Annotated in this window: 17 protein-coding genes; 7 read left to right on the forward strand and 10 right to left on the reverse strand. The window is 64.9% G+C overall.

The genetic code is table 11. The features are described from left to right. Positions 1 to 263 precede the first annotated feature (263 nt). The 3 genes from AC1DT6_RS02655 to AC1DT6_RS02665 all read left to right on the forward strand — a co-directional run bounded on the left by AC1DT6_RS02655 (position 264) and on the right by AC1DT6_RS02665 (position 5,502). A complete protein-coding gene (locus tag AC1DT6_RS02655) occupies positions 264 to 3,122 on the forward strand; it encodes a M16 family metallopeptidase (RefSeq protein ID WP_441631388.1) in 2,859 nt (952 codons plus the stop codon). Positions 3,123 to 3,281: 159 nt separating this feature from the next. Next, on the forward strand, positions 3,282 to 3,686 hold the full coding sequence (locus AC1DT6_RS02660) for a hypothetical protein (RefSeq protein WP_035874511.1): 405 nt from the start codon (positions 3,282 to 3,284) through the stop codon (positions 3,684 to 3,686). A gap of 505 nt (positions 3,687 to 4,191) precedes the next feature. Further along, a complete protein-coding gene (locus tag AC1DT6_RS02665; protein ID WP_035874514.1) occupies positions 4,192 to 5,502 on the forward strand; it encodes an MFS family transporter in 1,311 nt (436 codons plus the stop codon). Between the two features lie 29 nt (positions 5,503 to 5,531). Here AC1DT6_RS02665 and AC1DT6_RS02670 read toward each other — a convergent pair whose 3' ends face one another. From AC1DT6_RS02670 to AC1DT6_RS02685, 4 genes are all read right to left on the reverse strand, one after another. After that, positions 5,532 to 6,350 carry a M78 family metallopeptidase domain-containing protein gene (locus tag AC1DT6_RS02670; RefSeq protein ID WP_441631391.1) on the reverse strand — a complete coding sequence of 273 codons (819 nt, stop codon included), beginning with the start codon at positions 6,348 to 6,350 and terminating at the stop codon, positions 5,532 to 5,534. Between the two features lie 187 nt (positions 6,351 to 6,537). After that, positions 6,538 to 7,695: an acyl-CoA dehydrogenase family protein gene (locus AC1DT6_RS02675; RefSeq protein WP_477111682.1), complete on the reverse strand. Its 1,158-nt coding sequence runs from the start codon at positions 7,693 to 7,695 to the stop codon at positions 6,538 to 6,540. 161 nt (positions 7,696 to 7,856) lie between these two features. Continuing rightward, entirely contained in the window at positions 7,857 to 8,255 is a 399-nt protein-coding gene (locus AC1DT6_RS02680) for a lysozyme inhibitor LprI family protein (RefSeq protein ID WP_441631395.1), read from the reverse strand. A 145-nt stretch (positions 8,256 to 8,400) separates the two neighbouring features. After that, positions 8,401 to 8,721, reverse strand: coding sequence for an H-NS histone family protein (locus AC1DT6_RS02685; RefSeq protein ID WP_035874525.1), 321 nt, complete (start codon positions 8,719 to 8,721; stop codon positions 8,401 to 8,403). A gap of 940 nt (positions 8,722 to 9,661) precedes the next feature. Between AC1DT6_RS02685 and AC1DT6_RS02690 the strand changes: the two genes are divergently transcribed. Beyond that, complete coding sequence (locus AC1DT6_RS02690; protein ID WP_477103615.1) at positions 9,662 to 11,299, forward strand: phospholipase D family protein; 1,638 nt, start codon at positions 9,662 to 9,664, stop codon at positions 11,297 to 11,299. A 63-nt stretch (positions 11,300 to 11,362) separates the two neighbouring features. On the opposite strand, the gene AC1DT6_RS02695 is transcribed toward AC1DT6_RS02690, so the two are convergent. Both AC1DT6_RS02695 and AC1DT6_RS02700 read right to left on the reverse strand, forming a co-directional pair. Further along, entirely contained in the window at positions 11,363 to 12,553 is a 1,191-nt protein-coding gene (locus AC1DT6_RS02695) for a M24 family metallopeptidase (RefSeq protein WP_441631400.1), read from the reverse strand. A 26-nt stretch (positions 12,554 to 12,579) separates the two neighbouring features. After that, complete coding sequence (locus AC1DT6_RS02700; RefSeq protein WP_441631402.1) at positions 12,580 to 13,575, reverse strand: Bug family tripartite tricarboxylate transporter substrate binding protein; 996 nt, start codon at positions 13,573 to 13,575, stop codon at positions 12,580 to 12,582. Between the two features lie 128 nt (positions 13,576 to 13,703). On the opposite strand from AC1DT6_RS02700, the gene AC1DT6_RS02705 reads away from it, so the two are divergent. The 3 genes from AC1DT6_RS02705 (at position 13,704) to AC1DT6_RS02715 (ending at position 16,283) form a co-directional block, all read left to right on the forward strand. Further along, positions 13,704 to 14,636 carry a LysR family transcriptional regulator gene (locus AC1DT6_RS02705; RefSeq protein WP_441631404.1) on the forward strand — a complete coding sequence of 311 codons (933 nt, stop codon included), beginning with the start codon at positions 13,704 to 13,706 and terminating at the stop codon, positions 14,634 to 14,636. A 100-nt stretch (positions 14,637 to 14,736) separates the two neighbouring features. Continuing rightward, positions 14,737 to 15,687 carry a LysR family transcriptional regulator gene (locus AC1DT6_RS02710; RefSeq protein WP_441631406.1) on the forward strand — a complete coding sequence of 317 codons (951 nt, stop codon included), beginning with the start codon at positions 14,737 to 14,739 and terminating at the stop codon, positions 15,685 to 15,687. Positions 15,688 to 15,809: 122 nt separating this feature from the next. Next, complete coding sequence (locus AC1DT6_RS02715; RefSeq protein WP_441631408.1) at positions 15,810 to 16,283, forward strand: aminoacyl-tRNA deacylase; 474 nt, start codon at positions 15,810 to 15,812, stop codon at positions 16,281 to 16,283. 171 nt (positions 16,284 to 16,454) lie between these two features. On the opposite strand, the gene AC1DT6_RS02720 is transcribed toward AC1DT6_RS02715, so the two are convergent. The 4 genes from AC1DT6_RS02720 to AC1DT6_RS02735 all read right to left on the reverse strand — a co-directional run bounded on the left by AC1DT6_RS02720 (position 16,455) and on the right by AC1DT6_RS02735 (position 20,127). Continuing rightward, complete coding sequence (locus tag AC1DT6_RS02720) at positions 16,455 to 17,453, reverse strand: Bug family tripartite tricarboxylate transporter substrate binding protein (protein ID WP_441631410.1); 999 nt, start codon at positions 17,451 to 17,453, stop codon at positions 16,455 to 16,457. 236 nt (positions 17,454 to 17,689) lie between these two features. Further along, positions 17,690 to 18,619: a DMT family transporter gene (locus tag AC1DT6_RS02725; RefSeq protein WP_441631412.1), complete on the reverse strand. Its 930-nt coding sequence runs from the start codon at positions 18,617 to 18,619 to the stop codon at positions 17,690 to 17,692. After that, positions 18,616 to 19,695 carry a histone deacetylase family protein gene (locus AC1DT6_RS02730; RefSeq protein WP_441631438.1) on the reverse strand — a complete coding sequence of 360 codons (1,080 nt, stop codon included), beginning with the start codon at positions 19,693 to 19,695 and terminating at the stop codon, positions 18,616 to 18,618. Before AC1DT6_RS02730 ends, AC1DT6_RS02725 begins: the two co-directional genes overlap by 4 nt. 114 nt (positions 19,696 to 19,809) lie before the next feature. After that, positions 19,810 to 20,127: a cupin domain-containing protein gene (locus tag AC1DT6_RS02735; protein WP_441631414.1), complete on the reverse strand. Its 318-nt coding sequence runs from the start codon at positions 20,125 to 20,127 to the stop codon at positions 19,810 to 19,812. Positions 20,128 to 20,146: the final 19 nt, after the last annotated feature.

Below are 20,146 nucleotides of genomic sequence, written 5' to 3' on the forward strand. Positions count from 1 at the left end.
ATCCGCTGGCATCTTGTCTTGATGTCCTGAACCTGAATTCAACGAATTTTGATTCAGGACACCCGGTGCCCTGCCGCGGCTTGAAGCATGCGGAATATTCCCAAATTCACTGCGAACCGGCTGAAAAGCGCTGCGCCATGCCGCTACGGGCCTGGCAAGAGCTAGAATCAGCCATCGGGCCGACCTTACCGCTGCCTTGCCGCGCCCCGCAGAATCGCACAGATCTCCGCGACAAGGGAGCCAATCCACACCTCGAATTCCGCATGCGTCTCACGTTCAAGTGCCTTTCCTGCCTGCTGGCCCTGACTTTCAGCGTACCCGTACCTGCCGCCGCCCCGGCAGTCCCGGCGACCGCAGCAGGTGCCAGGCTGTCTTCCGCCGCGCCGGTCGAAGTGGCCAGCGTGGAGGGCATTACCGAGTACCGGCTCCCCAACGGCCTGCGCATACTGCTGGCGCCCGACGCGGCGCAGCCAGTCACCACCGTGAACATGACTTACCTCGTCGGCAGCCGCCATGAGAACTATGGCGAGACCGGCATGGCGCACTTGCTCGAGCACCTGCTGTTCAAGGGCACGCCAGCGCTGCCGGGCAACACCATCGCGCAGGAACTCACGCGCCGCGGCATGCAGTTCAACGGCACGACTGCCTTCGACCGCACCAACTACTACGAGAGCTTCACCGCCAGCGATGAGAATCTCGACTGGGCGCTGAAGATGGAAGCGGACCGCATGGTCAACAGCTTCGTCGCCCGCGAGGCCCTCGACAGCGAGATGACGGTGGTGCGCAATGAGATGGAGCGCGCCGAGAACAACCCCGGCAGCGTGCTGATGCAGCAGATGCGCTCGGCCGCCTATCGCTGGCACAACTATGGCAAGGCGCCGATCGGCGCGCGCAGCGACGTGGAGCATGTCGCCATCGGCAACCTGCAGGACTTCTACCGCCGCTATTACCAGCCCGACAACGCGGTGCTGGTGGTGGCCGGCAAGTTCGACGTAGCCGCCACGCTGGCGCGCATCGGCACGCACTTCGGCGCGATCCCGCGCCCGGCGCGCACGCTGCCGGCGCAGTACACCGTGGAGCCGCCGCAGGAAGGCGCGCGCGAGATCACGCTGCGCCGCGTCGGTGACTCGCAAGTGGTGGCCGTGCAGTACCACATTGCCCCCGGCGCCCATCCGGATGCGGTGGCCATGCAGTTGCTGGCGGACATCCTCTCGGATGGCTCCGGCGGCCGCCTGTACAAGGCGCTGGTGGAAAGCGGCAAGGCCAGCTGGCAGTTCGGCTCGGTATCGTCAATGAAGGATCCCGGCTCGGTCCTGTTCGGCGCCGGGCTGAGCAAGTCGAAGGATCTCGAAGTGGCGCGGCAGACGCTGGTGGCGCAGGTCGAGGGCTTCGCCGAGCGGCCGGTCACCGAGGTGGAACTGGAGCGTGCCCGCACCCGCATGCTCAACGGCTACGAGCGCCTGCTGGAAAACCCCTCCGGCTATGCCGTGGCCCTGTCCGAGGCGATTGCCAAGGGCGACTGGCGCCTGCTGCTGATCGCGCGCCAGCAGGCCGAGCGCGTGACGCTGGCCGACCTGCAGCGGGTGGCGCAGAACTACCTGCGCGCCAGCAACCGCACGCTGGGACGCTTCGTGCCGCTCGACATGCCCGGGGACAAGCCAGCCGAGACGCCTGCGTCGGCCAGCGTGCCCGCCGCTCCGGATATCGCCGCGCTGGTGGCCGCCTACCAGGCCAAGCCAGCCAAGGCCGCGGTGCCGGCGTTCGACCCGAGCCCGGACAATATCGAGGCCCATACGCTGCGCGGCAAGCTGGCCAACGGCATGCAGTTCGCCTTGCTGCCCAAGCCCAGCCGCGGGCAGACCGTCAATGGCATGCTGATCCTGCGCATGGGCGACGTGAACAGCCTGCAGGGCCTGGACGCGGCCGGCAGCCTGACCGCCGCCATGCTGATGCGCGGCACCCTTCGCCTGGAACGGCAGCAGATCGCCGACCGGCTGAATGCGCTCAGGGCAGTGGTGTCGATCCAGGGCGACGCCGAATCGGTCAACGTTCGTTTCGAGGCGCGGCGGGAAACACTTGCCGAGACGCTGGCGCTGCTGCGCGAGATCTTGCGCGAACCCAGCCTGCCAGCCGCCGAGTTCGAGACGCTGCGTGCCAACGCCATTGCCGGCGTCGAAAGCGGGCTGAGCCAGCCCGAAACGGTTGCATCGAATGCGCTCGGCCGCCACAGCAATCCCTACGAGCTGGGGGACCCGCGTTATGTGCCCACGACGCAAGAGAATATTGCAGCACTCAGACAGCTGCGGCTGGCCGACTTGCGCTACTTTCACACGCGCTTCTATGGCGCCAGCCACGGACAGGCGGTGCTGGTCGGGGACTTCGACCGCGAGGCGGCTCAGGCGCAGCTGGCTACCCTGTTCGGCGACTGGGAGGCGCAGGCGCCCTATGCGCGTGTCGACCGCCCCTTCGTACCGCTCGCGCCCGCCCGCCTGACCCGGGAGACACCTGGTAAGGCCAATGCCATCTACCTGGCCGCCCTGCCGATCGAGCTGACCAGCAATTCCCCGGATTATCCGGCCCTGGTCATTGCCAATCGCGTGTTCGGCGGCAACGCGCTCAAGGGCCGGCTTGCGGATCGGCTACGCCAACGCGACGGCATCAGTTACAGTGTCGGCAGTTTCGTGCAAGTGGGCGCGCTCGACACCAACGGCAGGTTTGGCATGCAAGCGCTTTATGCGCCGCAGAACCTGGATAGACTCAAGCGCGGCGTCGAAGAGGAAATGTCCCGCCTTACGGATACCGGGATTACGCCGGAGGAGTTGGCGCAAGCCAGGAGCGGCCTGCTGCAGCTAGGCACGCTTTCCCGCACCAGCGATTCGGCACTGGCCGGCGCGCTGGCCAACCAGCTATTCCTGGGGCGCACGATGCGCTTTGTCACGGAATATGAGCAAGCTATCGCCACGGCGACCGTCGAACAGGTCAACGCGGTAATCCGCAGGTACCTGGACCCGGCGCGGGTGGTGCATGTCTATGCGGGCGATTTTTCTGTCACGGCAGCGCAAAATGCCGGAGCGACCATAAAGGCGGATAGTGCGGCCACCGAGACCACACCCGCCCCCTAAAAGGGCCAGACTGGAGGAAAATAGCGGTACCGCGGGGCGGCGGAAGACGCCGCCGGCGCGGTAGCCCAAGAGTAGTCCAAAGGGCCGGGGGGCAACCCCTTGCCGCAATGACGCGTTGACTGTATATTCGTACAGTATAAGACGATATAAGAGGTGTGGATGTCAATAGTGCGAGCTAGCAGCAAAGCAGAAGCGCTTCGGCTTCTCGCATCGAAAGATGTGCTGGCGCTTGAGCTGGACTATGAAACCGGATGGCAGGACGCCGTCGAACTCGGCCGGCTCGGAGAAAAGCGCGGCATCAAAGTGCAATACCGCGGACAGGAAAGCATTGCTGTCCATTCGCGCGAAGCCCTGATCGAGGGCCTGGCCAAAACCAAGACCACCTTCCGGCAGCGCAACCTGTATTGCCAGTTCGATCTCGGCACGCTGGCCGATCATGAACTGCTTGATCTCGAAGCCAAGGCGACCCGACTGGGCGACTACATCCTGGCAGGTCATCTGCTAAGGGATGTGGACGGAGTCTGGCCGCAAGAAGCACAAGAAACGCAAGAACCCACGCAATAAGGCGGCAAGTGGTAGCAAGAGGCGCTATCCACGTCGAAAACAGCCGTCCAGGCCAGGCGCCTCGCAACTGAAGCGGCTTAGCGGCGCTTGCCCAGCCGCGCGATGCGGCCAGCATCGTTTATGTGCGGCGATGCTCCCCGCGCACCGGACGCCTCCCGGTCCAATCCAGGCGATACGCCGTTCTTCACAGGCATCGCACCCCTCCCCCGGCTCCCTCCACGCTTGGCCCCAGGCCGGTTGCGGATCGGCCGTCACGGACTGGGTTGCTGCGCACTCGGGCCAGCGAAAGCTTCAACCGCCTGCACGCCAGGCAATTGGTGTAACTGCCCAGCGTGCGGCAGGTCTTTGACTTCCTGATGCTCAGGCAGGTGCTGTCCACCACGCAGTTCCCGGCCTGACGGCGGCCCGGCAGTTCGGCGCAAGCGCACTACACTGGAATCCTGCGTGCCGATCTCGCACCACGGCTCTTCACGTGGGGCGGCATGCCGAAAGGAAGAGACAAATCATGACTGACCTGTCCGCCCCCCTTCTCGACGCACCGCCGAGCGCCGAGGAAAAGCGCAAGCGCATTTACGCCATCGTCGCCGCCTCATCCGGCAATCTCGTCGAGTGGTTCGACTTCTACGTCTACGCGTTCTGCGCCATTTATTTCGCGGGATCCTTCTTCCCCAAATCCGACCCGACGGCGCAGCTGCTGAATACCGCGGGCGTGTTTGCCGCGGGTTTCCTGATGCGGCCGATCGGCGGGTGGCTTTTTGGCCGTATCGCGGACAGGCATGGCCGCAAGAACTCGCTGCTGATCTCGGTGACGATGATGTGCTGCGGCTCGCTGATGATCGCCAGCCTGCCCACCTACAACAGCATCGGAGCCTGGGCGCCCGCGCTCCTGCTGATGGCACGGCTGTTGCAGGGGCTCTCGGTGGGCGGCGAGTACGGGACCACCGCCACATATATGAGCGAGGTGGCGCTCAAGGGCCAGCGCGGTTTTTTCTCGTCGTTCCAGTACGTCACGCTGATCGGCGGCCAGTTGCTGGCGGTGCTCGTGGTGGTGGTGCTGCAGCAGTTTCTCGACGAGCAGGAACTCAAGGCCTGGGGCTGGCGCATTCCGTTCGTGATCGGCGCCGTCACGGCAGTGGTGGCGCTCTTCCTGCGCCGCACCCTGCACGAAACCACCTCTGCCGCCACCCGCGCGAGCAAGGAGGCCGGCACCCTGACCGAGCTGTTCCGCAATCACAAGGCGGCCTTCTTCACGGTGCTCGGCTACACCGCGGGCGGCTCGCTGATCTTCTACACGTTCACCACGTATATGCAGAAGTACCTGGTGAACAGCGCCGGCATGTCGATCAAGACCGCCAGCTACGTGATGACCGGCTGCCTGTTTTTCTACATGTGCATGCAGCCGTTGTTCGGCGCGCTCTCCGACCGCATCGGGCGGCGCAACAATATGCTGCTGTTCGGCGCGCTGGGAGCGCTGGCTACCGTACCGATCCTCACGGCGCTGGGCGGCGTCCACAGTCCCTTCGTCGCCTTCGTGCTGATTTCCCTGGCGCTGGCCATCGTCAGCCTGTACACGTCCATCAGCGGCATCGTCAAGGCCGAGATGTTCCCGACGGAGATCCGGGCGCTGGGCGTGGGCCTGGCCTATGCCGTGGCGAACGCGGTCTTCGGCGGCTCCGCCGAATACGTCGCGCTGGACCTGAAATCCCTGGGCCACGAATCGAGCTTCTACTGGTACGTGACGGTGATGATGGTGATCGTGTTCATGGTCAGCTTCCGCCTGCCGCGGCAGGCCAAGTACCTGCATCACGAACACTGACGCCGGCGCCCGGCCGGGGGTGGCCTGGGTTAGCGGGGAAAGGCTGCGCACTGGTACGCGCCGGTCCGCGCAGCAAGATGCCTGGGGCCCACGGCCAGCTCGATGCTGGCGCCGTCGTCGAGCCGCAACGTCTGTGGCGCCGCGCGCAAGCCCTTCGCGCCGTCGAGGCCCTCGCCCCACAGCCCGAATGCCGTCTCGCTGGCCCAGGTGCCGAGCGTGATACCGTCGCGCCGCAAGGTCAGCCGGGCCCTGCGGGAGGTATAGGACAACCAGCGCCGCGCCACATGATGCACCGGCAGGCAGAGACGTTCGGCCAGCCCGGCCAGCACATCCAGGTCCACCGCGCCGGGCAATGCCAGGCGGAAGGCATTGAGCGGCATCAGCAACCGGCTCGCAAAGGCGTAGGCCAGGCCGCCAGCGGAGTCATCTTCCGGCATGACCATCACGTCGGCGTTCGCGCACTCCACGTAGTCCATCTCGCTGCCGCCAAGAAGCTGGCGGCCCAGCAGGTAAGCGATCATGAAACGCACATCCGACGCTGCCAGGCGATCGCTGTGGAGGATGGTCCACGCGCCGGTGCCGGTGCGGTAGAGCGCGCCGTCGAAGCTTTGCAGGCGAGCCGGCTGGACCGAGGTCACCGGATCGGCACGGCCCAGCGCGCCGGCCGCGTCCAGCGCCAGGCGGATACAGTCCAGCGGCGCGCCTGACCCACGCGCGGCGCCGGCCATCAGGGCTTCGATAATCGGGTAGCACGGTGCGCCATCGGTCCACGTGCCGTTGCCGGACGAGTGCGGCCGGCGCAGGTGGTCAGTACTGGGAACGGGAAAATTGAAAGCGGCAATTGCCATCGGGGCGGCCTCCGTTGAATACAACAGGACATCGCGTGCGCGCTTCGGTTAGCCCGCGGGCGCAGCGCCATCGCGGCACGAACACTGCCCGGACCCGGCGCGGACACCGGCCGGCGCGCCGCGGGCCGGGGGTCCGCACGCTAACGGCAAGGCTGGCCTTGCGCCCGCCTCGCTTCGCGTCTTCCGGTCAGTCGCGCAGCAGCTGCTTGGCGATGATCAGTTGCTGGATCTGCGTGGTGCCCTCGTAGAGGCGCAGCAGGCGCACATCGCGATAGAAGCGCTCGGCCTTGTACTCGGCGATATAGCCCGCGCCGCCATGGATCTGCACGGCGCGGTCGGCCACGCGGCCCACCATCTCGGTACAGAACATCTTGGTGCAGGAGGCCAGCATGCTGACTTCCGGATCGCTCTTGCCAGGCGTCTTGGCATCGTAGCGCTGGGCGCAGTCGCGCACCATCGACAAGCCGGCATACAGCTCGGTCTGGCTATCGGCCAGCATGGCCTGGATCAGCTGGAAATCGCCGATCGGCTGACCGAACTGCTTGCGCTCCTTGGCATAGGCCACGGCATCGGTAATCAGGCGGTGCGCCATGCCGCAGGCCAGCGCGGAGATATGCAGGCGGCCCCGGTCGAGCACCTTCATGGCGGTCTTGAAGCCCACGCCGGGCACGCCGCCGATGATGTTGGCGGCAGGCACGCGCACGTTTTCCAGCACCACGTCGCAGGTCTTGGTGCCTCGCTGGCCCATCTTCTTGTCCGGCTTGCCAAGCGAGATGCCCGGCGTATTCGCCGGCACGATGAACGAGGAAATGCCCGATGCCCCGGCGCCGCCGGTGCGTGCCATCAGCGTAAAGGCGCCGGCACGCGGGGCGTTGGTGATGAAGCGCTTGGTGCCGTTGATGATGTAGTGATCGCCGTCGAGCTCTGCCTTGGTCTGCAGCGAAGCCGCGTCGGAACCCGCGTTCGGCTCCGTCAGCGCGAACGAGATGACCAGCTCGCCGCTGGCGATCTTGGGCAGATATTCCTGCTTCTGCGCTTCGGTGCCGTCCATCAGGATGCCCTGCGAGCCGATGCCCACATTGGTGCCGAATACCGAGCGGAAAGCGAAAGCGGTATGACCGAGGTCATACACCACGTCGCATTCCTGCGCCATCGACAAACCGATGCCGCCGTAGTTTTCCGGAATGGAGATCCCGAACAGGCCCATCTCCTTCATGTCGGCAACGATATCGGCTGGTACGTCGTCGGTTTCCTCGAGCGTGTCTTCCGCCGGCTTCAGGCGTTCGTCGATGAAACGCTGCACCGACGCGCGCAGCAGCGAAAAGGATTCTGCATCCAGGCTCATGGGGGTCTCCGGTCAAAGCAAACAACGATGTGGCCCACATGGTACGCCGTCACCTGGCTTTGACAATCCCCCCGGTCTTGAACAGAATGGATAACAAATTTTGACAACGGTGGAATATGGCCAAAACGGCGCATTCCTCGCCGCATGGCCGATCCGACTGGTCAGCGCGCTCCCGCTTCGACGGCGAGGTCGGCCAGTTCCTTGGCCCGGTCCGCCGTCATCTGCATCACACAGGCGGACGCATTGACGCCAGCAAGCGTGCCGCCGTCGGGATCGGCCTGGAAATCGCAGTTGGCATCCCTGAACTTCAGCCATGCACGCTGCGCATCAAGCAGCCTGGGCTTCCTGGCGGGCGAAATCGCCTGCTGCAGACGCTTATAAATGGTATTCAGGGTCTTGTCCTGCCGTGCGGTCTCCGCCGCAATGCACTCGTGCATGCCGGCAGTAGTGACATCCGGGCGCTCCATGCAGGCCCCGTACTGTTTCGACAACAGTTTTTCGTCAGCATGCGCGGCAAAGGACGCGGCAAGCAGCAACGCTGAAAGCAGCGCTTTTTTCATATCGAATCTTGGGGGAATTGTTTCCTGGACGCCAATGGCCGCGCACAAGGCGCGGCCATTGGCTTGCCACCATGCCCGGCAAGCGGACAAATGTGGGCAAGCGAGCGCCGGCTGGAGCCAGCGCTTTCAGTCTGCTATTGCGTGATCAGGCTTCTGCGATCAGGAAGCGGGCACGGTTCTTACCCAGCCAGGCCGGTGCGCGGCCACGGCCGGTCCAGGTGGCGCCTGTCTTGGGATCGCGATACTTGGGAGGCAGGCTGGACTTGGGCTTGGCCGCGGCGCCGTTCGCGCTGGCTGCCGGGCGGCCCCGGCGGCGCTTCGGGGCGATATCGTCAGCCGTCAGTTCGTATTCCGCCATGAGCCCCTGGATCTGGGCAATAACGCCCGCCACTTCACTAGCACGCATCTCCGCCAGCTTGGCTTCGAGCGCTTCCTTTTCTGCGATCAGTTGCTTGTAAGTCGCCATTTTGATTCTCCTGGAGCGGTGTTAATTCAATGATAGGGGAAATTTTGCTGGCACAGCCTACCACGTTTGATTAAAGAAAATCCAATCGCGTAAGAAGATGATACATCCGCCCCGAATTGTAGCGAATTGAAAAGCCCGGCGGACACCCACATTGCACCCAGGATCGGCAGCCGGAATGCCCCGTCGAAGCAGACGAATACCTGTGCGCATTGCCGGATTCAAGTAATAGCTTGCGCGGCAAAGGCGGCTCAACAATTTGCTCCCGCACGCTGCTAACGGCATTGACGTGCGCCACGGCGCCGCAATCACCCGCCGGCACTAAGATGCAATAAGACAACTCTGTCCGAAAGGTCTTTGAAAGGACGGTCTTGCAAGTCGTTGGCAAACGCGATGCCCGACTAATCCGAGCGATGTGCGGACATTGTGCAGGCCATGCCAATGTGATAAGGAAGGCTGAACCGGCGAGCACGGGTTTCCGGAAATTGCCAGGCAAAGGCATAGGGTTCGGCCACGATGCTAAGCAGTATCCACTTTCCCATCCAATTCGGGCCGTGCCTCGCCGTCAATCCCACCCTGGAACCGCGCGGAAAGCTGGCGATCGATGATCGTCAAAGCAAGAAATGCCGGGCAATCCGCGCGCCAGAAACACTAGCAAATCGGCGCTGCCGAAGCCTCGCTTATGCATCTGTGGCGACTTTTTTTACCCGGCATTTGCCCAATTCCGGGTTGATTGCGTTTTAGCCTGGAACGCCTGCGGCGTTTGATAGGCAGCGTTCCGGCTTATGGATTCTGGCGCCCGCGCCTTTCCAAAAAGCAGCGCGCGTGCCACGAGATCTGGCTGGCCAGAAATCTTTCAGTTCCATGCCAACCGGACTGGTGGTACCTTGCAAAACGCGCCGCCCCCTTGGGGCATTGGCACAGCCAATTTGGGGAAAACACCATGTCGCATTGCCTGGAGGAAATCCATGAGGCGCAGGTAGTGGCCGCCGGGAAAGCGCAAGGACGCTGGCTCCGCCGCTTCGGCCTGTTTGCCGGCAGCGCAATGGCAGCCGCCCTGCTGACGGCCTGCGCCAGCCTGCCCGAGCCGGCCAGCCGGACGCCATCGCGAGCCCTTGCCGACACCGCCGGCACGCGCCTGGGCAGGGCGCTCGCCCCCGGCCAGGCGCAGCACCCTGGCCAATCGGTCTTCTACCCGCTTTCGTCCGGGCCGGATGCGCTGGTGGCACGCCTGGCGCTGGCGCGCGGCGCCGAGCGCAGCCTGGACCTGCAGTACTACATCTTCGACGGCGACCTCACCGGCAAGACCTTGCTGGCGGCGGTGGTTGCCGCGGCCGACCGCGGCGTGCGGGTGCGCCTGCTGCTCGACGACCTGCACCTGAGCGGGCAGGACCGCGAGTTGGCGGCAATCGACGCCCATCCGAATATCGAGGTGCGGCTGTTCAATCCCTTCGCCAACCGCAGCGCGCGCTGGCTGGAGTTCGCCACTGATTTCCGGCGTCTGGACCGGCGCATGCACAACAAATCAATGACCGCCGATAACCAGCTGACGGTGGTGGGCGGGCGCAATATCGGCGACCCCTATTTCTCCGCCAGTACGGCAACGGACTTTAGCGACTTCGATGTGCTCGCCGGCGGCCCGGTGGTGCCGCAGGTATCGGCCGTGTTCGATGACTATTGGAATGGCGCGGCGAGCTATCCCGTGGCCAGCCTGATGCCGGCCCCTGCCGATGCGCAAGCCGAGGTGCAGGCCCTGCGCACATACCTGGACGAACATGCGGCCGAGGCCAGGGGCGGCGATTATGCGCGGGAATTGCTCGATTCCGGCATGGCGCAGGCGCTGGAAGGCGGCAAGTTGCCCGCTTACTGGGGGCAGGGCTCCGTGATTGCGGACCAGGCTGTCAAGGTCACGCTTCCGCCCGAAGACAACAGCAGCCACGCCATCCCCAAGCTGGTGCACCTGTTGGATAGCGCCCGGCGGGAGCTGTCACTGGTTTCGCCGTATTTCGTGCCGAACGCATCAGCGGTCGATTGGCTTGCCGGCATGGCGCGCCGCGGGGTGCGCGTCAGTATCCTGACCAACTCCTTCGCGGCCACCGACGTGAGCGCCGTGCACGCCGGCTATGCGCCCACGCGCAAGGCGCTGCTGGCGGCAGGCATCCAGCTTTACGAGCTCAAACCGTCGGCCTATGCGGAGATGGCGCACGAAGGGCACCGCAGCCTGATCAGCAAGAGCCGTGCAAGCCTGCACGCCAAAAGCTATATGGTCGACCGCCGCTTGCTGTTCGTCGGCTCGCTCAACCTGGACCCGCGCTCGGCCCGGCTCAATACCGAGATGGGCGTGGTGGTCGACAACGCGACGCTGTGCACGCAGCTTGGCGCGGCGCTGGACGAAAAGCTGCTTGATGTGGCCTACAAGGTAATGCTGGAACCAGACCCCGCCGGCGGGGAGCCGAAGCTGGTCTGGGTAACGCGCGACAACGGGCTACTGCGGACCTACGACAGTGAACCCGACATGAGTGTCTTCCAGCATTTCGGCCAGGGCCTGCTGCGGCTGCTGCCGCTGCAGGAAGAGTTGTAGCCAGCGTTGTCCTTGGTCCTTGGCTTGCCGGTGACGGCTTGAATCACTGCCCATGGCATTGCTTTAAAGCACGGTCGCGTATTCCAGCGTCTTGGGCGTGGAGGTCAGCGTGCGCGGCGTCTGCCCGACCACGACCGTGTCGTCCAGCCTGAATCCACCAATGCCATAGGCATAGATGCCCGGCTCAGCCGAATACACTTCGTCATCGAGCAGAGGCCGGTGGCAGAAGGCCATATCCTCCGGATACTCGTGATGGATGATGCCGATCGCATGGCCGGTGCGATGGCGAATATAGTCGCCAAAGCCCGCCTGCTCGATCTGTGCCTGTGCGGCGGCATCGATGGCACTCACCGGGTTGCCGGTGCGGGCCGCGGCAATGGCGGCTTCGTTGGCGTTCCGGGCCGCGGTCCATAGCCTGACCTGCTCGTCGCCCGGCCGGCCGCAGAACCATGTCCGCTCGTTTTCGATGGCCAGGCCGTTGAGGCGCGGTATCACGATATTGACCAGCACGTCGCCCTCCTTGATGCGCGCGCCGCAGGAGGCCCCGTCGCCATGGGGCGAAGCCGATGCCGGACCGCTCAGGGTCCAGCAGCGGATCACCTCGAAATGCTCGCCGGGAAAGCGCTCAGCCGCCTCCTGCACGAACAGCGAGGCCATGGCGAAATCCAGTTCCTGCACCAGCCTGCCGGGGCGGATATTTTCCCGGTAGCGATCCTGGACCCAGTCGGAAATCGATCCGATGGCCGCCATCACCGCGAGTTCCTCCGCATGCTTTTGCCAGCGCAGGCTGCGGCATTCCGCCGTGGCGGGCTGCAGCGTCAGCTCGGGCAGCAGCCGGGCAGCGGCGGCCAGCGCGGCACTGCCGCCTTCGACAGCAATGCGCGAGCGCGCCAGGCCAGCCCCTTTAAGGCGCTCGGCGAGCAATTCCGGCACTTGCCCGAGCAAGGGCAGGCGGTGGCTCAGCCTGGGATGCTCGGCGTAATAGCTGATATCGGTAATCCAGACTTTCTCCCGCTCCTGGGAGAACCGCATATGGTTGGTGGACAACTCGTTCATCACCAGGAACGGCGTGCCATTGCGTGGCACCACGGCAAAGACCGGCCGCTCCCAGGGCAATACATCGGTGTGGAAATTGGTCGCGAACTGAAAGAAGTCGCTGCTGGTGAAGATGATCGCATCGGCATGGATGTCGTCCATCAAGGCGAGCATCTTGCGATAGCGGCTGTCCCAGACGGCTTTGGTAAGTATTGGCACGGCAGTATTTCCTTTGGCTGTCTAATCTAGTCGTTGCTCAGGCCGAGTTGCCTGATCAGGGGACCCCATATCCTGCTATCGCGCTGCATCCATTCCTTTACCGCTTCCGGGCTGGATGGCAGCGGCTCGAGCTGAAGCGCATCGAGCCTGGCTTTCACCGAAGCATCGGCAAAGAACTTCCGGGTTTCCGCATTCAGCCGGTCAATGATTATCCTTGGCGTGCCAGCCGGCACTACCAGCGCGTACCAGCCCGGCAAAGGAAAATCCTTGATGCCGAGTTCGGCCAGCGTGGGCACATTGGGTACGCTCGATGCGCGCCGCGTACCGATAACTGCCAGCGGTTGCACCTTGCCGCCATTCGCCTGCACCGCGGCGGTGTTCAGCACATCTGCCATCAATTGCGTCTGGTTTCCCATTACGCTCGTCAGTCCGGCCGCCGCGCCGTTGTATGGCACGTGGGTCAGTTGCAGGCCCAGGCGCTGCTCCAGCATTTCAACGACGAGGTGGGTCGAGTTGCCTTTCCCCGCCGAGGCAAAATTCAATTCCGCCGGCTTCGCCTTTGCCGCTCTCGCCAGATCCTCCAGCGACTTGATCCCTGTGGACGGGCTGGCCACCAGCAGGAATGGCGTATTGACCAGCAGGCTGACGCCGTCGAAATCCTTCTGCGGGTCATAGGGCAATGCCTTGTACATATACGGGTTGAAAGCGAGATAGGAAATGCCCGCCACCATTACCGTATAGCCATCCGGCGCCTGCTTGGCGACGAAGCTGGCCGCCACCACGCCGTTCGCGCCGGCCCGGTTTTCCACCACCACCGGCGCCCCGAGATGGCGCGACATGTAATCGGCCCACAGCCGCCCGACCACATCGGTGCCGCCGCCCGGCGCTTGCGGCACCACCAGGCGCACCGGCTTGGCCGGGTACACCGCATCGGCGTGCGCGGATGCCGCGCCAAACTGCAAACCGGCTATGGCGCCCATCACGAGCGCGCCTGCCACCGCCCTGCTTTTCCATGTCCTCACGCTGCACTCCCGGTTGTCGTCCCAGCCCGCGCCGGGCGTGTCATCGAAGTGAAATCCACGACCGATTATGCATAGCCTATTCATGAATTAATAATGAAATAACTTGAGACTTCCATTAGCATTCGTGCATGACATGGAACCTTGACGACATCCTCTGGGCACGCCGGATGAAGCTGCGCCACCTGGAGGTTTTCCTCACGCTGGTGGAATCCGGCGGCATCACTGCGGCCGCCGAGGCGATGCACATGACGCAGCCCGCGGTCTCTCACTGGCTGAAGGACCTCGAAGATGTGGTGGGCACCGCGCTATTTGTCCGCGGACGACAATTGCAACTGACGCCGGCCGGGGAAGTGCTGCGGCGTCACGCGCTGCGCATGCTGGGCGATGTGCGCCGCGTAAACGATGAACTCGGCACGATCCGCACCGGTCTGGTGGGGCGCCTGCATGTGGGCTCCATCCTCTCCGCCGCGCCGGTGATCCTGCCCAAGGGCATTGCGCGGCTGCAGCGCCAGATGCCGGGCATCTTCATCCATGTGGTCGAGGCCACGCTGGAGACTTTGCTGGAGCGGCTGGGGCGCCGCGAACTGGACCTGATACTGGGCCCGCTCGACATCCGCGCTCATAAGTCCGGCTTCGCCAGCGAGTTGCTGATGGAAGACACCGTGAAGGTGGTGGCAAGCCCGGGCCATGCGATGGCGCGCAAGCGCAAGCCGACCTGGGCGCAGGCGGCGGCCTACGACTGGATCATGCCGCCGGCCGGCACCCTGATGCGCACGCGGCTGGAAGATGCGTTCATGCACGCCGCCACCCCGGTGCCGATGCCGCGCATCGAGACCGCTTCCATCATCACCATCCAGATGCTGCTGCGCGAGTCGCCATACCTGACCGTGCTGTCCGGGTCGGTCGCCGCTCACTATGCCGCGATGGGCCTGCTGGAATGCGTGCGGATGACGCCGGAAGTCGCCTTCAGCGCGCTCGGGATGCTGTGGAACAGGAATGCGGAGAGCCCTGGGCTGAGCCAGCTCGTGCAGTCGTTCAAGGAGGTCGCGCAGTCGCTATAGCGCCAGAGGCCGCGCACGGCGCCGCCCGCCGCAAAAGCTACACTGTCTGCCGTGCCGGCGCCTGCCGGCACGTTTTCACCCGAAGGAACCAACCCGCCACATGGACCTGAACGCCCTGCGCCTTTTCGTGGACATCGTCGACGCCGGCAACCTCTCGGCTGCCGCGCGCAAGCTCAAGATGACCCGCGCCAACGTGAGCTACCACCTGAAGGCCCTTGAAGAAGAACTGGGCGTGCAATTGCTGCGCCGTACCACCCGCCATGTCGAACCCACGCCAGTGGGCGCGGGGCTGTACGAGCACGGCCGCAACATCCTGGGCGAAGTGGCGGCGGCCAACGCGCTGATCAACAGCATGGGCAAGAGCCTGCAAGGCCACGTACGCCTGTCGGTACCCACCGGGCTGGGGCATTCGATGCTGTCGCCGCTGCTGGTGAAGTTCAAGCACCGCTATCCCGACATCACGCTCGACGTGGTGTTCGACAACCGCATCCACAACCTGGTGTCCGAGGATGTGGAAGTGGCGCTGCGCATCATCTCCACGCCACCGGATTCAGTGGTAGCGACCGAGATCGGCGTGGTCGAATGGGTGGTGTGCGGATCGCCAGGCTACCTGGCCACGCAGCCGCCTCCGCGCGAGCTGGCCGATCTCAAGGACCACGCCATCGTCTGCGCCTCGCCCATCGGCCAGAAGCTCAAGGCCTTCGGCACGCGCGGCAATGGCAGCGGCGCCGCACGCGAGCAAGTGTCGCTGGAGCCCACGCTGAGTTCCGAGAACTTCGCCTTCCTGAAGGATGGCGTGATGGGCGATCTCGGCCTGGGCATCTTCCCGCTCTACGCTGTCGGCGCGGAGCTCGACACGGGCGCCTTGCTGCCCGTGCTGGCGGACTACCAGATCAGCGTATTCGGTAGCCGTCTCTATATGCTGACCATGCCGAACCGCTACCAGACCATGGCCACGCGTTACCTGCTGAACTTCCTCAAGACCGAATTGCAGGCTTTGTGGCCCCAGCCGCGCCAGGCCGCCCCCGCGCAAGCGGACGACGAGGCATGACGGCGACGCGAGGCAACGCGGGCAAGGCGGATAGCAGCGCAGCCGGCGGGGGCACGGACTATAGTAGGAAACGCAGGGGCCCGCCCCCGTGGCCGCCGCACGTACAGCGAAGGAGACGCATCATGGCCTTGGCTACCACCCTGGCAAATTGCCTCAACAGCAGGAACAGCCGTTTCGACACCATCCGCCATCCCTACACCCTCAGCAGCATGGCCACTGCAGAGGCTGCGCACGTTCCCGGAGATCGCCTGGCCAAGACCCTGTTGCTGGAGGATGACATCGGCTACGTAGCCGCGGTGATCCCGTCCAGCCACCACCTCAACCTCGCCGCCATCTGCGCGCAAACCGGGCGCACGCTGGTACTGGCGCATGAAGACGAAATCCGCGAAGTCTTCAAGGATTGCGATCTCGGCGCCATTCCGCCAGTCGCCATGGCCTACGGCATGCACACCTATCTCGATGACAGCCTGCTGGCCCAGCCGGAAGTATTCTTCGAGGCAGGCGACCACCAGCAACTCGTCCACATGAGCGGCGACCAGTTCGCAGACCTGATGGCAGGAGCAGAACAAGGGCATTTCTCGCGCCGCATGATGTAGCAAACCGAAGTGTGTGGCCCGCGAGCGGGCCACACACAGCACGATGCAAAGCGAGCCGTGAAGGTTTACCTACCAGGCCGCGCAGGGGTGGTGAAACTGCCTTTGACTTTAAGCTTTTGAAGTAAGGCCTTTGACGTCAAAGCCTCCAACACTGCAATTCACCAAACCACCCTACTGCAAACTAACCCCGGCCTGCCTGACCAACTTCTCCGTCCGCGGAATCTCCGCCCCAACCATCGCCCCAAAATCCGCCACCGAGCCCCCTCGCGGCTCGGCACCAGTAGCCGCCAGCTTCTCCCGAAAGCCTGGATCCTTAAGCAGCTTGTTGATCGATGCATTCAACTTGGCAACCACCTCCGCCGGCGTGCCCTTGGGCGCAACGATCCCATACCAGGGCGCAATATCGAACCCCGGATACCCCTGCTCGGCAATCGTAGGAATCTCCGGCGCCATCGCCGAACGCTTGCTGTTCGACACGCCCAGCGCCCGCAACTTGCCCGCCTTCACATAAGGCAGGCCCGTCATGATCGTATCGAAATACATCGATACCTGTCCCGAAAGCAGTGCGGGAATCGCCTCCCCCGCCCCCTTGTACGGCACGTGCACGATATCGATTCCGGCCAGCGCCTTGAGCATCTCGCCCGCCATATGCGAGGTGGTACCGGCGCCGAACGAGGCGTAGGTCAGCTTGCCCGGATTGGCCTTGGCATAGGCGATCATTTCCGGCAGCGTCTTGAAGGGCTGGTCAGGACTGGCCAGCAAAATATTCGGCGTGAAGGCCACCACCGCGACCTTCTCGAAAGCATCGGGATCGTAGCTGAGCTTCTTGTACAGAAAGCGGTTGGTCACCATGGAGGCGGGACCGGACATCAGCAGCGTGTAGCCATCGCCGGGCGCGCGCGCGGCGGCCTCGCTGCCGATCATGGCGGCGGCGCCGGGACGGTTCTCGACCACGAAGGTCTGGCCATATTCGCGGCCCAGGCCCATACCGAGCTGGCGTGTGATCAGGTCGGTGGCGGAGCCAGCCTGGAAGGGGACGACAATGCGCACCGGCTGAGTGGGCCAGTCATGCCGGGCCTGGGCAGAGGCAGGGGCGGCGGCAATGAGGCTGGTGGCAAGCATGGCGGCCAGCGCGGCGACGGTGCGGCTTTGGAGCAAAGGGAAGGTCATGGGATTCCTGGCTTCTGGTAGTGAACCGTCGTGATCCAAAGGACGGCGGATACGCATCAGCAGCAAGCCCCGTGCCATCCGGCTCGCAGTAAACTCCGGCATTTTCAGGGCGCGACCAAGCCGCCCCCATCGCTACCATCGCTTTGAGATGCTGGCGCACCGTGTTGGGTATCCGGCCTTCCGCCGTTAGTGCATATTGCCTGCGCGGCGCACCGGTTTGGGCGCGCGCAAATCACTCATGATGATTCCGCGATGGAAGTGGAACGAAGGCGATTTCCCGCATCGGCCCCGGCCCGCTGCGGCAACGTCAGCGACAGCCCGGCTGCGATGATCAGCGCGATACCCGCCATGGCGGGACCATCCGGCCAGCGGCCGAACCACAGCGCGCTGTACACCAGCGCCAGCAGCAAATGGCAATAATTGAGCGGCGCCACGGTGGATGCCGGCGCGCGCTGCAGAGCGAGGATCAGCAGCACCTGTGCGATCGCGCTCATGAATCCCATGGCGAGAATGGCCAGCCAGTCTGCCATGCCAGGCCATGCCGCGGGCAGGAAGAACGGCGCCGGCAACCCTGTGGCAATCATGCAGATCACCGCCGCGAAACCGTACTGCACGCCCGCCTCCACCTTCCCGGCAAGGCGCCGCGTCAGCAGCTGCAGCAGGGCATACGCCACCGCCGCGGCGACCATCAGCACCGTGCCCACTGCCGACAGTTCCCCGCCGGGCCGCACGATCAGCAGCATGCCCGCGAAGCCCGCCGCCACCGCCACCCACTTGCGCGGCCCCACGCGCTCGCCCAGCAGCCACGGCGAGAGCGCGACGATGACCAGCGGCGACATGAAGTAGATCGCCGTGGCCTCGGCCAGCGGCATCCACAGCAGCGCGGTCATGAAGCAGGTGCCCACCAGCGCCAGCATCACGCCGCGCAGCGCCAGCATCCCGCGGTGGGGCGTGCGCCAGAAGCGCAGGCGTCCCGAGCCCGCCAGCATGGCGATGGCCACGGTGGCGGTAATGGCATAGCGCACAGCATTGAGGAAAGGCGCGGGATAGCGCCCCACCAGATGCTTGGCGGTGGCATCCACGGTGGCGAACAACGCCACCGCGCAGAGAAAGATCAGGCCACCGCGCCACCAGCCCGCCGCGCCTGCGTGCCCCGGATCGCTCATACCCCGGCCATCGCAGGGACAAGGCCAGACAGGAAAGCGTCGAGCGCGGGACCGATCGCCTCCACCTCGTAGCCGCCCTCCTGCACCACCACCGTGGGCACGCCCAGCGCATTGATGCGCTCACCGATGCCACGGTACGCGTCCAGCCCGACGCGCAATACGCTGATGGGATCGTGGATATAGGTGTCGAAGCCCAGCGCCAGTACCAGCGCCTGCGGCCGGTAGTCGCGCAGCGCGTCGAGCGCGTTGTCGAGCGCGCCCAGGAAGCCGGCATCCCCGGTGTCGTGCGGCAGCGGGAAGTTCAGGTTGTAGCCGTAGCCCGCGCCATAGCCGCGCTCGTTGGCGTAGCCGGTATAGAAGGGGTAATACGCGCTGGGGTCGGCGTGCAGCGAGATCGTCATCACGTCGGAGCGCTGGTAGAAGATCTGCTGGGTGCCATCGCCGTGGTGGGCGTCCACGTCGAGCACCGCTACCTTGTCGAACCGCTTGAGCAGCGTCTCGGCGGCGATGGCCGAGTTGTTGACATAGCAGAAGCCCACCGCGCGGTCGCTGTGCGCATGGTGGCCGGACGGGCGCGACAGCGAGTACGCGACACCCTGCCGGTCCTGCTGCTCGCAGACGTACCCGGCCGCGGCCACGGCGCTGTGCGCGGAGCGCAGGATGGAACGCCAGCTATGCGGCCCGAGCGGCGCGCTCAGGTCGCCGAGGTAGTAACCAGCCTGCGCGATGATGGAATCGGTCGGGCACGGCACGCGGCGCGGCTGGTCTACGCGGCCGTTGTAGTACGGGGAGAGATTTGGCAGCACTTCGATGCCCGGCTCGAAGCCGGGGCGCGCCAGCGCCATCCAGCGTTCGTAAGCGTAGCCGAGGAAATCGAGATATGCCGGGCTGTGCACCGCCTCCAGCGGCGCGCGGCCGAAGTCCGCCGGCTCGGCCAGCGCAATGCCGCGCCCGGCCAGCGCACGTTGCAGCGCGTGGGCGCGGGCGGGCACGTCGGTAGGTTCGCACAAGCGGCCCGCGCGCATGAACTGGCGGGGCTGGTGCAGCAGTTGGTCATCCGAGAAGAAGGCGCGCATGATGGTTTTTGTAAAGGTGAGACTCACGGTTTCCGGGCCGCCGGGTGGCGCCCCTGGCACCACGTCGCCTGAGCTTGCGCGTTGTCGTTATCGCCGGCCTGGACCCCTTGCCACTCAGTCGCCCGTGGCGGGCGGCTGCGCGGCGGTTTGCTTGATTTCGATTTCCACGAACACGCATTCGCCGTCATGCGCGTTGATCACGTTGTGCTCCACGCCCGCGCCGCGGTAGTAGGCGCGGCCCGCCACGAGCTGGCTGACGACCTCGCCGGCCGGCGTCTCCAGCCGCAGCGCGCCGGTGGTCATCGGCACCACCACGTAGTCGTAGCCATGGCGATGATGGCCGGTCTCCGCGCCCGGCGCGAAGCGCCACTCGGTGACGACCACGCGGTCGTTGTCGACCTGCACGGTGGGGACGGCCTGGGGTCTGCTCATGGCGGATGCTCCTGAAAGC

The organism is Cupriavidus sp. 01L45 (assembly GCF_056399885.1).